12 protein-coding genes are annotated in these 15,639 nt (G+C 37.0%); 10 read left to right on the top strand and 2 right to left on the bottom strand.

Features of this window, described 5'->3' with window-relative positions:
* The first annotated feature begins 402 nt into the window (after positions 1-402).
* Entirely contained in the window at positions 403-813 is a 411-nt protein-coding gene (locus EGC82_RS12625; protein ID WP_124731079.1) for an antitoxin Xre/MbcA/ParS toxin-binding domain-containing protein, read from the top strand.
* A gap of 157 nt (positions 814-970) precedes the next feature.
* On the opposite strand, the gene EGC82_RS12620 is transcribed toward EGC82_RS12625, so the two are convergent.
* A complete protein-coding gene (locus EGC82_RS12620) occupies positions 971-1,480 on the bottom strand; it encodes a hypothetical protein (RefSeq protein ID WP_124731078.1) in 510 nt (169 codons plus the stop codon).
* Between the two features lie 156 nt (positions 1,481-1,636).
* Between EGC82_RS12620 and EGC82_RS12615 the strand changes: the two genes are divergently transcribed.
* From EGC82_RS12615 to EGC82_RS12575, 8 genes are all read left to right on the top strand, one after another.
* Positions 1,637-1,876 (top strand): helix-turn-helix domain-containing protein, encoded by a 240-nt coding sequence (locus tag EGC82_RS12615; protein WP_124731077.1) that lies wholly within the window; start codon positions 1,637-1,639, stop codon positions 1,874-1,876.
* A gap of 207 nt (positions 1,877-2,083) precedes the next feature.
* Entirely contained in the window at positions 2,084-3,274 is a 1,191-nt protein-coding gene (locus EGC82_RS12610; RefSeq protein ID WP_124731076.1) for a tyrosine-type recombinase/integrase, read from the top strand.
* Complete coding sequence (locus tag EGC82_RS12605) at positions 3,261-4,934, top strand: hypothetical protein (protein ID WP_124731075.1); 1,674 nt, start codon at positions 3,261-3,263, stop codon at positions 4,932-4,934. Before EGC82_RS12610 ends, EGC82_RS12605 begins: the two co-directional genes overlap by 14 nt.
* 1,301 nt (positions 4,935-6,235) lie before the next feature.
* Positions 6,236-7,246: an alpha/beta hydrolase family protein gene (locus EGC82_RS12600; protein ID WP_124731074.1), complete on the top strand. Its 1,011-nt coding sequence runs from the start codon at positions 6,236-6,238 to the stop codon at positions 7,244-7,246.
* Between the two features lie 107 nt (positions 7,247-7,353).
* Positions 7,354-7,689: a hypothetical protein gene (locus EGC82_RS12595; RefSeq protein WP_124731073.1), complete on the top strand. Its 336-nt coding sequence runs from the start codon at positions 7,354-7,356 to the stop codon at positions 7,687-7,689.
* A 268-nt stretch (positions 7,690-7,957) separates the two neighbouring features.
* Positions 7,958-9,289, top strand: a complete 1,332-nt coding sequence (locus EGC82_RS12590) for a tyrosine-type recombinase/integrase (RefSeq protein WP_124731072.1) — start codon at positions 7,958-7,960, stop codon at positions 9,287-9,289.
* Positions 9,290-9,629: 340 nt separating this feature from the next.
* Positions 9,630-10,832 carry an IS4 family transposase gene (locus EGC82_RS12580; protein ID WP_124731070.1) on the top strand — a complete coding sequence of 401 codons (1,203 nt, stop codon included), beginning with the start codon at positions 9,630-9,632 and terminating at the stop codon, positions 10,830-10,832.
* Positions 10,833-11,114: 282 nt separating this feature from the next.
* Positions 11,115-12,035 carry a hypothetical protein gene (locus tag EGC82_RS12575; RefSeq protein WP_124731069.1) on the top strand — a complete coding sequence of 307 codons (921 nt, stop codon included), beginning with the start codon at positions 11,115-11,117 and terminating at the stop codon, positions 12,033-12,035.
* On the opposite strand, the gene EGC82_RS12570 is transcribed toward EGC82_RS12575, so the two are convergent.
* Entirely contained in the window at positions 12,032-13,153 is a 1,122-nt protein-coding gene (locus tag EGC82_RS12570) for an ISAs1 family transposase (RefSeq protein ID WP_124729838.1), read from the bottom strand. The two genes, EGC82_RS12575 and EGC82_RS12570, sit on opposite strands and share 4 nt — an antisense overlap.
* Before the next feature lie 182 nt (positions 13,154-13,335).
* Between EGC82_RS12570 and EGC82_RS12565 the strand changes: the two genes are divergently transcribed.
* Positions 13,336-15,576: a putative Ig domain-containing protein gene (locus EGC82_RS12565; protein WP_124731068.1), complete on the top strand. Its 2,241-nt coding sequence runs from the start codon at positions 13,336-13,338 to the stop codon at positions 15,574-15,576.
* Positions 15,577-15,639 lie beyond the last annotated feature (63 nt).

Raw genomic sequence — 15,639 nt, 5'->3', positions numbered from 1 at the left:
AAGCACCTTTTCTTTTTTTACCCAGCGTTCGCTTTGGTGTGAAACGTTCCGCTCTATAAAGGATGTTCCTACATCCGATGAGAGCTTGCAGGAGGCATAGAAAGTCAACAATGATTGTTCATCATCTTACTGGCTCCTGAGCCACTATAGCAGTCGTTCATCATAAAATTTATAATGCTAACTTTGTACGCATTGCTGACATTAGGTTGTAAATTTTTGCCATACATTCCCTAATTAGACTCATCACTTTAAGAGCTTTAACTCTAACCAGCTTTTGTCCAAAAGTGTGTTTGAAGTGACAACGAAGCTTAGCCTTTATTGTCTCCGAATAAATTAGGTCTTCAGGCTTTTGAATTTCACTTATACTGCTATCAAATACCATTTCTGTTGAAGTTGGCCTGTATGTTCAAAAAAGCGTTTTCAGCATTGATTGTTTCATCTACCGAGCCCCTTAATGTTGAATCATATAGCGATATAGAGCTTATCCGGCAGGGGTTAACTGCTGAGACGCTAACTAATTCGATGACGTTTACGGGCTTATCTAGGCGTGAATTAGCTTCTGTATTGGGAGTAAAATTAAGACTTCACAATAAGCTGTTGCCAGCCATCGCGACCGAGCGTGTGTTGATGCTAATCAGCCTTATTCAAGCAGGAACAGAGTACTTTGGTACGCAAGATAAAATGCTTTTATGGCTAAAGACACCCAACCAGGCGTTTGCTAATCAACGACCGATAACGCTGCTAGATACCATAATTGGTTTGGACATGATTAATGCGACGATAACTAAGTTATCGCATGGTATGACAGCGTAACAACGCCGGTGACTTTACATCGCCTTGGCGTCAATTTTAATTACCAAGCTTTATTCCATTCAACATTTTCAACGGCAAATGCCGTTAATCTAATGTCAATTTACCGAGTGGTGCGAATAGCATAGTTTAGTCAATAATGCCTTTTGCCAACTTACGCTCAACCTCTGCTCGATTTTTTGATTTCATCTATCAATTCATTGACAGCATTGAGCTCAATGCCTTTTGCATATAGCTCGGTATCTAACACCTTGATTTTGCCATTGATGATGGGGCTATATAAATGAAACTTATGGCTAAGCAATTTAAAAGCATTGAGTTTATGTGTTAACTGCTTGATATGTTGCTGAAGTACATTATAGTGGTTTTTTACCATGCTCTGATTATCAATGTGCTTATGTAAAGTACTGTTTGGCCTTTTGGGCTGCATGTGAATGGGGGCGTGTAGACTGAGTCGCTGCTCAAATTGTGCGTTGCGACAACTTTTGGGCGAAAGCCGTTTAATAAAGTGTTTTTTTTCCAACCGGTATAAATTGTTATGCATGTATTTTCGAAGAATGGCGGCATCTTCAGTCTCATACGTATAGATAAGGGCTTGTAACAAATACTCCGTAGTAAAAACGACGGGGCAATGTTTATTAATAATGTCTATAAAATCAACTTGTGTCATTTTGAAGGATTCGAGTTGTGAGTAAATAAACCCAGGGATGCTAGCATCCCTGGGCGAGCGTTTAGCTAATAAGGCAGCGGCAAACTGATATTAGCTAAGTGATTAACCACCACAAAACACACTATAGTGTGTTTTAATTTAATCTACAAGATAAGAATGAAAAAAAAGATTGCTATTGAGTTTGGAAAAAAACTCGCAGAAAAAAGAAAAGAAAAAGACATACTTCAGAAAGACCTGTCACAGCAATGCGGCTTTAGCCTCAACTATATTGGTATCGTAGAGCGCGGTGAGAAAAGCATCAGCTTAGAGAAAGTGTATGTTATTGCAGCGATTCTTGAATGCTCAGTGCATGATTTAATCCCAGACGAGAAAGCGATTTTACTTGAGGCTGAATAGCTTAAGACACAAGATTGTTGAGTAAAGTGAAGGTTTATTTTGTCGTCATTAAGTCAGTTTTCGAATAAAATTGACTTAATAAAACTTTAAAAATATATAAAAAACAATGCTTTAAGTTTAAATAGGTGTTGATTGTATTATTTTTTGAGTGTAATGTAGTCCCCAAGAATAAAGCAGGCTAAATTAAAGCCTGCAGTGCTGGGGATAATGACTCAAACAATTAACCATTCTATCGACGCTTATTTATCATACAGGCAAATCAAAGCAGCACCTTCGACTTTGAACTCAGAGCGAAGCAAGGCTTTTAAACTAAAAGAATTAATTGGCAAATGGCCAATTAGCGCTGTGACTCACAGTGACATTCTGCAGCTCATTCAAACGCTTGATGCGCAATATGCAAACAAAACTATCAACGAATTCTTAATCATTTTACGTGCAGTGTTTAATCGCGCATTACGAGATGGTGCTATAACTCAAAATCCTCTCACAGATATTTCAAACTTGAAAGTTCTTCATCCTGAGCCAGAGCCTTTCACTCTCAGTGAATTAGCTTCAATGAGTAAAGTAAAATCTGAATGCGAAAGTGGCAGAAACTTGTATCAGCTCGGTGTACTAACTGGTCTGCGTATTTGTGAATTACTTGCCTTGACGTGGGAAATGGTCGATTTAAGCCGCGCCCAGTTACGCGTAACCATTGCGTTAGTCGATAACATATATAAGACACCGAAAACAGCAGGCTCTGTTCGAACGGTTGAGTTATGCGATTCAGCGATTGAAATATTACAACAACAATATTTAATCACCGGTCACAAAAAAGCCGTTAACTTTACCGTTTTACAAGCTGATAATAAAACCAAGAAAACTCAACCTTTTTCTCCTGTTTTCTACAACAGCAAAACTAATCAACCTTTTCTTCACGCAAAACAATATAACAAAACCTATTTTACGCCATTACTGAAAGCTGCTGGCATCACTCATCGCGGCGCAGGACAGCTCAGGCACACATTTGCAAGCCAATCCCTCACCGCGGGGATACCCAAAGAGTGGATAGCGCGCCAAATGGGGCATAATTCTACAGCAATGATAGACATCCACTATGGCAGATGGATGTCTCAAGATGCACCTAATAATTTAGTTCTTGTTTCAAAGCAATTTTCAAGTGTTTTTGGACGAATTAAGCCTGACAAAACAGAAGTTCAATTTTCGCAAGCCACCAGTGATTTATTGCCTCCAAATCATACAGTTTTACAAGGGAGTTCCTTCGCGAGCAGCGGTCACACCGCATTTACACCTGAACAAGTCAACACGTTGTTACATCAGCATCCCCAACTGTTGATGCAATGCATCACTCAGCTTCTAGTTCAGTCGGCTATCGGAGGAAGTTATGAGAGAAATTAGGGCTTTCTATTCGATTGTTAATTACAGTTTTAATGCTAAAGGACGTAGGACTGGTAAAGCATCTCTTATTCATTCGCTTCGTCTTTCTAGCCCTAGTATGTCCGGATTAACTTATCTTGGGAAAATGAGTAAGTTATTTCGAACTCGTGACGAGTTGGCGGTAGAGTGGGATGTTGCTTTATCAGCAGCAAACCTGATTGATACTGACGAAGGTATTGTCCCCCTTGATTCATTTTCACAAGAGCAGCGTGAGCAAATATTGTTTGATGTGATGGGAGATACAACAAAAAGTGCAGGATCATATGCTGAAAAAAGCAAAATAAAATCAAAAGCTCTTTATAAGATAAAACAATGGTTAGAGAATGAAAATGTGTCAGGAACGTTTTCTTTGTTAATGAAATCTTATATTGAGTCAAATGAATTTATTAACATCAATGAAGTTAAAGACACACTAAATCAGTTAGATATACCTAGAAAAAAACAGAAAATCGCACAGATAACGAAATATATCAAAGCCCACAACGCCTTAATCGATAAGCCTAAAACACTCAACTCCACTAATTTCGAAGAAGTATTATTTAAAATCCCCGTCAATCATTGTGTAGGCACAGATATCATTAGTAATACTGAAATGATGAGTACGATGAAGTTGTTTTTGCAAACATTTTACTCTGAATATCCGATTAAATTGATGGTTTTACATCATGATGAGCGCTTACCAAATGAAAATACTGGCGGGCATGTTCATGCATTTATTTCAGGAAAAAACAGCTTGACTGGGGAATATGACTTACGTTTGTCACAAATAAAACGTGTGAATGAGTTTTTGATAAAACGAGGAGATACCAGTGATTGTTTAGATGAAACTGGTCGTTTACGTTACATAGACGCGAGCTCAGTCACCAGCTACATGCAGCAGATGTTTTATGAATTTATTAATGCAGACTTGTTTAATAAAAAAGACTTGAATGTCGAATTTTCACCTGCATCAGAGCGTAATTCTGAATTGAGAAAACAAATGAATGCTGAAGCTCGATTGCCCAAATATCAGCGTCAATTTAATTATTATAACCGCACAATTGAGTGGCAACAGCAACAGGTTACTGTGTTGAAAGAGACTTGGAACTCGATCACTTATAACATATCAACGAGTGTAGAAGAACAGGATAAATTGAAAGCTAAAAATATTGAATATATAGAAGAAAATCGCAAGTTAAAAATTGATAATGACAGCATCAAAAGCGAGATTTTTCAGGGACAGCAACTTGCACGAGATTTAACCGTTGATATACAGCATAAAAAGAGTGAAAAGGTTAAGTTAAATCAAACCCTTGATGGCATGAAAAAACAAGTTAATGAGCTGGGTAATATCATCAGCCAAAAGCGAGCACTAATAGACAGCTTAGCCGAGATGACCTTACAGAAACTACTTCCTTTGAGCCAAATATTGGAACGGATGTTTAAACGCTTACATGTTTACAATAACTCTGATGCGCGTGGATTCTTGGGTCTTATCGTTGATGCATTTAACGACAAGTTGTCACCCCAGCATCGAGATATTTCTATAGATATAGCTAAATTAACAAAAGACAGTGAACTAGAAAGTGCATTAAAACGAAAAAATCAGAAACTGACTAAGGATGAATTTGATTTAGATTAGTTAGTGTTAAAAATATCAATAATTTTGAGATTAATCGTCTTAGTTTTGCCATAGTCAGTAGTTAATTAAGTTAACATTTCTCAATAACGAACACATTAGGATCTTTGAAGTGCTACTAGCCTAACTAGGCGTAAATTCGAATAATCAATCCCCAAGCATAGGCCCACATACACCATTGTGCATGTGGGCCTTTTACGCTTAAGCAACATAACCTCTCTTTGTCTTACAGACTCAATGTAACAGCCTTCTCTGCACAGTAATGTAACCTATTGCCTGATATCTAGAATACTTTCGATAACGCTTTAGAGTGAGTTACTAGTGATTTTTATGTCACTTTAGAGTGAGTCCAATAGGTTTAGCTAACAATAGCGGCAATACAGATTAACCCGATGGCAGTGTTACTGCCAATGGTGGCAGAGATAATGTCACAGATGGCAGTTTGAGTGCCAACCGAGACATCAAAGAACATGAAAAAACTTTTAAGGTAATGATATTATTTGTTTTACTTGTAATTTAATAAGTGTTTTAAATACTTGGTGTAATTATCAATTAGTGTAAAATTTTCACTACAGCAGAGTGCGAGCCGAAATCGAAACTAAAAAAATTGGCTCTCTATGAGTGCGACCGTTTTTTGTTAACAAACAAAATCGCTCTCATAGAGAGCCAAATCATTGCAGATAAACTCATCATTATCCGACTAATCTAAGACATTCTGGCCCCATTTTATTTAAATAACAGCACTCAAAGAGTGCGTAAAAGTGTATATCGGCTATTTTGACGGCTAAAAAGATTAACCCACTTAAAAGTGGGTATATACAGTAACCCGGTACGCACCTATCCCACTTTTGGTTCCCAAAAGGTCGGATAGGTGCTCGGGTAAGGGGAAACCCCTTAACCCCAACAGCCACATGCTGTGCATGTGAAAAAATCAAAAGCGTGAAAGATAAAATCAGTATGCACACTTTTACGTGGTGCGCACTGTATTTATGTACAGTTATAATGGTGTTTCATCGATTTACGCTAAAAATCGAATAAAAATCGTTTTTTAGTTGTATCGTATTGAAAATAGAAAAATCGTAATCGTCTGATATTAATGCTTTTAATTTTTCTGGCGGTGACCACAAACTCTACTTTACGCGCAAGCTCGGTTTGTTTTTGTCTGTTAGGCACAATTAATTGCTTTACTTCAATAAGATAGCAAATGTAGGATGATATTAATCAATAACTTAAACGGCTGACTTTAAATTTATTTGGCCCTTTAATAAACTGTTAAAATTTTCAATCACCGACATGGAGTTCATGTGAACAAATACTTATCAATAATCTCTTTAGCTCTTTTATCATTTACTTCTCAAGCAACCAATTTAATCAATGATGAACGGATTAAAGTTCAAAAGGATTGCTTTACTTCAATATTCCAAAGCTATGATTCATGGCGTGGCTTTATGGAGAAAAAATATAGTAAAAGAATTAAAACCAAAGAGGAGCTACTCAAAAAATTGTCATGGTTTGATTCTATGTTCGGGGAGGATAATTTTAATCATTATAAGAATAACTTATCGTGTAATACGTTTAAATATCAAGTCGATGGCAATGATGTATACGGATATATTATTAAGCCAAAAATAAACTTAGAAAAATTACCTGTACTAGTATATAACCGTGGTGGTAATGGGAACTTTGGAGGCGTTGTTTTCGGGTCAATGATGCAGAACTTATTTCCTATTGCTAACGAAGGTTTTGTCATTATCGGTAGTCAATATCGTGGAACTTTTACCAAAAACCCATCTGCTCACGATGAATTTGGTGGAAGTGATGTTAATGATGTCACTGCATTATTAGATTACATCCCAAGTATTGAGGGGGCTGATGAACAGCGTATTGGGATGTATGGAGCTAGTCGTGGAGGAATGCAAACTCATCTAGCTTTAAAGAAAACGAGTAAAATAAAGGCAATAGCAACGATTGCTGGTACTACTGATTTGTTAAAAGAACTCGATTTTCGTCCGGCTATGGAAAAAGTATACGCTAATAGGATCCCCTATTACGATAAAAACAAAGTAGCAGAATTAGAGAGGCGCTCAGTATTAAAATGGGTTAGTGAACTATCGCCGAATATTCCTATTTTACTTTTACACGGTGAAAATGATAAACGTGTATCAGCTAAAAACTCTATTGAGTTAGCAAGTGCCCTAACTAAAAACAGCATTCCTCACAAACTTATTATCTATCCCAATGATAATCATGGTTTAATGCAAAACAAAGAAAAAGCAAATAAAGAGCTTGTTAGTTGGTTTCGGGAGTACTTGTAAAAAATTTCTAATCGGGTAGCCGGAGGCATCTAGCCTCCAGACCCATGCGACTCGGCACTGGGCGGTTCATTTAGAACGTTAAGTAAACCTTCTGAGAAGCAAAATAAATGAAGATACTGTACTTATTAGCAATTTTTTCCCTTTCAACCGTAGCAGAACCTGCAATTGAAATTGTAGGAAATGTCAACGACTCTGTTGAGGCTGTAATCGTACAAGAGTTTAATGATGGTGCAAGTTTATATTATGAGCATTTATTTGTTAAAAAATTACCTGAAAACTTAGGGAGCAAGATATTTAAAATTACTGAGAAAAATGCAATATTTACAATCTATTTTAAAGAGAAAATAAATGAACCAGGTTTTCAAAAAGTAAAAGGAAAATATTTTTGTCCTAATTTTAAGTGTTACTTTGGCCTATACGAACCTTTATACGTAAGATATTAGTATTACATGACAAGAGACTATGACTTTCTTGACAATCTAACCGATAAATATTTAAATGTCATATATCGACTACGAATGTTCACTATCTGAGATGTGACTTTTCGATTAGTAATTGATTATAATGAATTTTAGTTTTATTTTGTGTCTGGTTTCTTGGGTTCAAATTCCTATCCCTCCGCCACATTTAATATGAGAAAAGCCGTTGATTATCAACGGCTTTTTTTGTTTTTGGCGTTTGAGGGGCTCTCCATAAGGATTGACTCAGACAATGTATCTTTATCGAGCACCCAACAACGTATACTTTACACGTATCTGTTTAGCCAAATATTTACGCGACAAGGGCTTCCCTTTTGACGTAAAAGTCTCCTTACTAACTCGTGACAGAGCAGAAGCGGTCATCCGTAACATTGATGTTGCCGGAGCACTCAAAAAAATCATCAGGTCTATTGACCATCAAACCCGTATTAATGATTTTATTCGCTACGTTGATGAGGTCATTAACCATCTTAGAGCTCAGTTTGATGCTGATGATTCTGATATTACGTTCAACATCACGCAAAAACCTCATGCTATCCCCATTAGAGACACTAAGTTGTCTCAGCATCGTGAAACCACAGCTGTTGCGCAAGCAAAGCCTGTTATTGGGTTAAACGAAGCATTAAGCGCATTTATTATTTCAAAACAAAAATCAGCCATTCGGCCGCTGTCTATAAAGCAGCTTGAGCAGCGTACTCGGCATTTTATTGATACCGTATCATCAAAATCCATTCTTAAAACCAAGCTTCAAGCTGAATATAAATGTGTGCATGACATCACCAGTGCTGATGCGATGACCTATCGAGATGCTTTACTGACTCAAGGCCGAAGCTACAAAAGCAATAAAGAGTACTTAGCAGCAATATTCCAGTTCTTTAAATGGTGCCAGCTAATGAACTACTGCAACCACAACCCCTTTGAAAGCGTTACTGTCGGACAAAAACCAAAAGCTAAACCGAATCAAGCTAGAGACCGCTGGATGCATCCTGAACTTAAACGACTACTTCGCAGCTCATCATTCAAGGCTTCAACAACCGATTTCAAATGGGTCACCCGTTTGATGCTTTATGGTGGTTTAAGGCCTTCAGAAGCTTGCCAGCTCAAACCTGGAGATATCAAACTAATCGACGGCATACACTGCATTAGCATTGATGACAGTGGCGCTGTACAACGATTAAAGAACCTCAATGCTAAACGTTATGTGCCAATACATCAGCACTTGCTTGAGCTAGGCTTTATTGCGTTTGTTGAGCAAAGAAAATCAACACATACCCAGCTGTTTGATTATAAACCCGTTGGCATCATTGAAGATTGGTCAAAAACTTACTGCAAACAGCTCGCTAAGCTTCAAACCGAAATCGGCATGCAAGCGAATCAGCGTCCAACCGCCTACGGCCTAAGACACACGTTTATCGATGAAATGAAGCAATTAGATATCAGTGAGCACATCGTGGCGCAAATCGTCGGTCACGCTAATCCCAACATCACTTTCAGTCGTTACGGCAAAGATATAAACGTTGCTGCATTGCTTAAGGATATTGAGAAAATTGACTATCAAATTTGATGATCGGGTGTGGTTAATAAATAAACTTTAAACCTAAATTAACAATCTGTCTCGATTGGCAGTAACAGCGCCAAATGAGGCACAAACACTGCCAAAGCTGTCATTATTTCGCTACAGCAGAGAGCGAAAATTAATGGTATTGAAAATGGCTCGCAGTCAGTGAGTGCGAAAAAAAACGTGTAAATCAAACAAGCGTTTCAAACATTGCTTTTTTAATAAATTGTCTTAAATACTCTGTCTAGGGAATCCCCAGATAATCCTTTTAAATTTCAAAATAGTAGACACGCATGGTGCTATCTGATCTAATCAATTTCGCCAAAAACCTATTAAATCTAACACCATGCGTGATATCCATATACTACACGATTTGCTTAAAAAACAATGCCCAAAAATTCATCAAAAACGCCTTAATTCTCTGATGGTTGCCACTGAATCACTACTCGATGGAAATCAATTGTCACTCACTCAGCTTGGTCGCAATATTACAGGCTCTGTGGCGGCTAAACATAACATTAAACGTATTGACCGACTCTTAGGTAATCATCACTTAGTTCAAGATAAAATAACGATATATCAGTGGCATGCTCGTTATCTGTGTGCTTCAAACCCCATGCCTATCATCTTGGTCGATTGGTCTGATGTCCGTGAGCAGCTTCGAATGATGACATTACGCGCATCAATTAGTGTTCAAGGCCGTTCTGTGACCTTGTATGAACGCACTTTTTTGTTTGAAGACTACAACGCACCTCGCAGCCATAATGCGTTTCTCGCTGAACTCGCCAATGTTCTACCTCAAGGCTGTTGTCCGCTCATCGTGACCGATGCAGGTTATCGTAATACCTGGTTCAGAGAAGTTGAACGTTATGGTTGGTTCTGGCTTGGTAGAGTACGTGGCGATGTAAGCTTTATGCATCATGGAAAAGCGACCTGGTTCTCGAATAAATCGCTCTACCCGAAAGCAAACTCAACCGCTAAAGACATAGGTAATGTCCAGCTTGCACGTAAATCACCGCTAAGCTGCCATTTACATCTATTTAAGGCTAAGCCCAAATTACGTAAAGATAAGCGCTCTTCAAAAGCAGGCCGAAATCACACAGCACAAAAGAGTTATCGCTTAGGCAGCAAGGAGCCCTGGTTACTGGCGACCAACTTACCGCCTGAATATTTCAACTCGATAAAAGTGGTTGAGTTATATGCTAAACGCATGCAAATTGAAGAAACCTTTCGGGATTTAAAAAGCCCGCAATATGGAATGGGGCTGAGGCAAAGTCGCAGTCGGTGTCCAAAGCGATATGATGTGTTATTGCTTATCACAATGCTGGCAGAAATACTGTTGTGGTGTATAGGTATAGCCGCGAGGCATCTTGGCTGGCAGAAGGATTTTCAGGCGAACAGCATCAAACATCGCGCTGTATTATCCGTTGTAAGATTAGGAAAAGAAGTGCGGCGAAGGCCAAAATACACGCTGAAAGCATCGATAATTTACTGGGCATTAAACGAATATATCAAACTGGTTCATACCGCTGGCAGACCTAAATTATGAGGGGATCCGCCAGATTTCAAGCAGGCTATCCTTCTTCAAGATACAAGACAAATAAGAATCTAAAAGTATTAAATTTTGCTGCTTTAGAAAAACAATAACTATGTTACTTTTTCAATAAAATGCTTTTAACAAAATAGCAACTACTGTACAATTTTTAGTCGACTTTTAGACTCGAATGATTGTTGAAAATAGCTTAATTAAACTATGTTGATATTTGTCGATACAAAGTAAAACTTCGACAATCACTAGACAGGAATAATAATTTTAATCGAAGGAATCGATATGAGAATGATTTATTTAATACTTGCCATTTTGTCTTTTCAGGTTTCAGCTCTTGATGATAAAAGCTTTGTAAAAACTTATGACCTCAATAAAAACCACTATTACTTAAGTACTGGATTTCAAAACTATGAAAGCTTTAATCACTTTCAAGTTAAAGCGGGTACTTTTTTTCAAGCTTGTAATGACAATGGACTACAGCCTTGGGTAATAAAGCATGGTGAGGTCGTACCACAATTACTATGGGAGGATGGTTCAAAATACATTAACTGCTCATCAATTCAACAAGTAAATAACAATACATATCAGCTAAGTACAGATGAAGTTTTATTTAATCCTCATCCAACAAATGATATATATGTTACAGATGGAACAACCCAAGGAACTCGAATATTCAACGAGTTTGAATTCATAAAAGAAAGCATTAGTACGTTTAAAGATCCTGTTGAAATTCCTCAAAATATATTGAAAGTCGGGAGTGACAACTACCTTTACTCACTAGCTGGTGGTAACTATTTATTCGATATAACAACGAAAAAAAGCCATAAATTTCATAATTTAGAGCATTTTTACAATCAAAGAGAGTGCTCACTTTGGGGAACTTCGGTAGTTTGTATATTGGAGGGTAAGCTTTATATTTCCGATGGAACAGTAAACGGAACAAGGTTAATTTATGAGTCAGATGACGAAGACCGATATAATTTTACTGACACCAACAAACATGATGAATTTGTTACTCTTACTTTATTAGGGGAACAATCTAAACTCATTAAAATAAATATTGAAACAGGTGAGAAGCATACTTTATACGAGGCGAGTGAGAAATGGTTTTTACCCAAGAAAATCATACATACCAATGACGCTTCATTTTTTGTAGAATTAGCCATAAGCTCAAGAAATCAGGGCCACCGCATGAGTGTTTAATTTTTAACCGAACCACTAAATCCAGTCTTTAATACTGCTTCAAGCATCGATGGATTCATCATGCATCGCTTTTGTTTTCCAACAATGCTTATCTTCGTCGGCTCTGCACGTAACATATTCAAACTCATATGACGCAGGCATGACAGATTTTCCGCCCCATGAGCGTTGTATATTTGACATGCATCCTCACTCATACTGACATCAAGCACCCAGTGCATCGATTCGATGCCCCAATGTTCTCGAACGGCTATCGCTGCTTGTTCGGCACTTAACTCTTTAGAACTGATGTAATAACGATACTCAAGCTCGATTGGCTTTCCTTTCTCAAGGCGACAACTTTCAACCATAACGATATTTTTTAGCCCCTTCCACTTTGAAAAGTCACCGAGTAAGTTTTTACTATCAATAACATAGCACTGGCGACACTCAGTACGTCCGTGACCGTGTTCAATCACTGATTTGTCCGTATTGTTAGCTCGCTGGAAAGCGAAGGCTTGTACTATCGCTTCGCGTAGCTTTCCCTGGTTACTTTTAACGGCAAGCAGATAGTCACCCCCTTGGTCCACAATGGTTTTGGCTATCTTTGTTTGACAAGCCATCGCATCGATAGTCACTAACGCCCCTTTGATATCTAACATCTTTATCAACTCAGGAATGGCGGTTATCTCATTGCTTTTTTGTTCTGTTTTAAGCTGACCAAGCACTAATTTGTTTGAGGAAGCGTAGGCACTAATCATGTGTATGGTACTGGCTCTATCTTCACGATTGTATGACCCTCGAAGCGTTTTTCCATCAATAGCAATAACTTGGCCTTCAGTAAGGGTGTGTATCGAAGACATCCAATTGATAAAACATTGGTGAAACTGCTCAGGTTCAATGGTTGATATGATACGAGCAATCGTGTCATCAGCGGGAATGCCGTTCACGAATAGTTTGTTGTTTTTAAACCAATCATGATGCCCAAGAATGTATTCGCGAATATCAAACCAGCCTTTAGCGCCTGCGATAACGGCACATAGCGAACCAAACAGTACCTCAAAAAGGCAATAGGTCACTTTAGCCCCTTGACGCTGGTCTGTTATTGTTTGGAAATTCTCTTTGAAGTGGTCAATATGCATGGTGTGCTCCCAAAAAAAGGGAGTATAAGATCATAGCGAGATGTTAACGTCAAACCTTATGTTAAATTGATTGAAAAACGTTCACGATCTCGCCCTGCTCAAGAAATGAATCCGTACTCACTTATAATCTATTTAAATATAACAATAAAACTAAAAAATCAGATTTTATCTATAGGGATAAAGTGGAAAATTATTGGGGAGATTTATCAATATACTATATAAAAGACCAACTATTAATAAAAGGAAATAGCAGTCCTCACAGTAATGACCCAGACGATATTTTTTCATTAAGTAGTGATAACACGTTAACAAAAATAAAATTAACAGCTAATGAAAATCGAGTAAGTTACATAAATCAAACAGATGACGAGGTTTATTTTTACTGTGCTAATAATGGTGAACACATAAAGACTTACTCACCAGAAACAATGACATTTTTAGATACATCTTTCAGTCAAATTAATTATATATCTCAATCATTTATCCATGATGACAAATTATTTGTTGATAAAATCTTAAAAGAAAATAGTTATGGAAATGGGTTACATACATTCAACAATACCACTAAAACATTTGACTATATTTCAAGCGTAGAGAAAGGCATGCGAACAGTTTCAAGTGACATTAATTTTTCTAGTATAAATAATTCACATATTTTTGCTTATGGTTGGTTAGACGATAAAATAAAATCTTTAGAAAACTTAGGTTTTAATGAAAGAAATGGAAGCCATGTATTTTTTAAAATGTCGGTTGAAGACGGGGTGGAAGTAATTAACCAAACCTTACCTACCGATTACCCTAAATACGGAAATAACGCTATAAAAAATATGGAAAACGATGTCTTTTATTTGTTAAATGGAAAAGTAAACAAATATGATAATTTAGCTCAATCCACTAGCGAAGTATTTAATTATGAAAGAGATATCCCAGGAGGCTGGATAAATAATTTGTTATTCACAGATGAAAATAGATTATTTGTAGAAGCTAGCGCTAATGAATTAAGAATTATTGATACACAGTCAAATAAATCTTTCTCAACTAGTGATTTAGGTTTAGAGGCTGATTCGGTGTATCAGTGTGGGCAACTTGTTGTATCTCCGAATTTTTCATATGATACTGAAACAAAAATGAACTTTAACAAATGGAATGGCAGTCAATATACTCTCATACAATCAATAGATCTCCTATCCAGCAGTTATGATGTATATCACTTAGATAATAAAAATGGTAAATTTTATTACCTTAAAGCAACATATAATCAAGATTATGTTCCTAAACAAACACTTTCCATTTACTCTTTCGATTGCCAAACTGAAAAATCTGAAAAGTTATATTCGCTTGAAGAAGATGAAAGCACTCAAAACATACAGTATCTTGATAATAAAATAATATTCTCAAGCTATTTATATGGAGCTAATGGTTACACTTCGAAGTTGCAGTCTTTAGATCTTAACACAAACAACTTAACGATTTTACATGATGACTATTCTCAGTTTAATTCAGAATCTATGTTTTATACGAATAAGGGCGCGTACCATTTTAGATTAGAGAATGGGAAATTTAGATTTTCTTTGCTCTCAAATAATACCAATACTGAACTGAGTAGTTTAAATATCTCTAATATGTTTATGTCTATTTCACCATTCACGTTTGATAATGACCCAAAGAGCTGGATATTTCTACCCGTTACACTTTTAGATGGACTGCTTCAATTAGCAGTATATATGCCTGAGTATGACCGTTGGCACACTATAAAAATTCCAAATGTTTACAACGAAACAACTTTTGATTCGAAAAATTTATATTTTGACGGTCATTATTATTTCCGATATGAATCATACCTAAATGGCTACGAAATGTTTACTGTAAACCAAAGCTGCTTAGTTTCTCAAGTGGTTCACGGTGAGCAATGTAAAACACCATATGAAAACAGGCCTCCCATCATGCTAGATATTGATAGCCCGACATTGGAAGCTAATCAGTATCTTTATGTTCCAACCAGAGCATGGGATGAAGACATGGATAAGCTAACCTACTCCATTAACCAAACACCTAGCTGGGTGAAGTTTAACTCTGAAAATGGTGAAATTCATGGTCAAATCCCAGCAGATTTCAATACAAATATAGACAATATCATTATCACTGTTTCAGATGGCACAGAAACAACATCTAGCGTGCCATTTTCAATTAATATCAAAACTGATGATGAAGAAGGTAATACAGATACTGGTGGAAACGATGAGGATGATGAAACAGACACACCAACACCTGATAACTCTGAAAAAGGCGGTTCATCAGGCGGTACACTGTTCATTGAAATTTTATTAATCATTCTCGCTTTACTATCAAGACAAAAAATGTTGGTAAATTATATCAATTATAAAATACGAATAAATATGACCAAGCTAAGCCGCTTGCGATGAAACAGACCTTTTGAAAGAGCAAGTTAAGGGCTCCGCGGAACGGGTAGTCTATCGATATGGTAA

Origin of the sequence: Shewanella livingstonensis (assembly GCF_003855395.1) — a bacterium.
Lineage (GTDB): Bacteria > Pseudomonadota > Gammaproteobacteria > Enterobacterales > Shewanellaceae > Shewanella > Shewanella livingstonensis.
Note: the sequence above shows the minus strand (reverse complement) of the source record. Positions and strands in the feature narration are given on the sequence as shown.

What these genes read in the sequence shown, in the direction of transcription:
- EGC82_RS12605 (WP_124731075.1), top strand. Translation starts at nt 3,261, where the DNA reads ATGAGAGAAATTAGGGCTTTCTATTCGATTGTTAATTACAGTTTTAAT.
- EGC82_RS12590 (WP_124731072.1), top strand. Translation starts at nt 7,958, where the DNA reads ATGTATCTTTATCGAGCACCCAACAACGTATACTTTACACGTATCTGT.
- EGC82_RS12615 (WP_124731077.1), top strand. Translation starts at nt 1,637, where the DNA reads ATGAAAAAAAAGATTGCTATTGAGTTTGGAAAAAAACTCGCAGAAAAA.
- EGC82_RS12625 (WP_124731079.1), top strand. Translation starts at nt 403, where the DNA reads ATGTTCAAAAAAGCGTTTTCAGCATTGATTGTTTCATCTACCGAGCCC.
- EGC82_RS12610 (WP_124731076.1), top strand. Translation starts at nt 2,084, where the DNA reads ATGACTCAAACAATTAACCATTCTATCGACGCTTATTTATCATACAGG.
- EGC82_RS12575 (WP_124731069.1), top strand. Translation starts at nt 11,115, where the DNA reads ATGAGAATGATTTATTTAATACTTGCCATTTTGTCTTTTCAGGTTTCA.
- EGC82_RS12580 (WP_124731070.1), top strand. Translation starts at nt 9,630, where the DNA reads ATGCGTGATATCCATATACTACACGATTTGCTTAAAAAACAATGCCCA.
- EGC82_RS12595 (WP_124731073.1), top strand. Translation starts at nt 7,354, where the DNA reads ATGAAGATACTGTACTTATTAGCAATTTTTTCCCTTTCAACCGTAGCA.
- EGC82_RS12570 (WP_124729838.1), bottom strand. Translation starts at nt 13,153, where the DNA reads ATGCATATTGACCACTTCAAAGAGAATTTCCAAACAATAACAGACCAG.
- EGC82_RS12620 (WP_124731078.1), bottom strand. Translation starts at nt 1,480, where the DNA reads ATGACACAAGTTGATTTTATAGACATTATTAATAAACATTGCCCCGTC.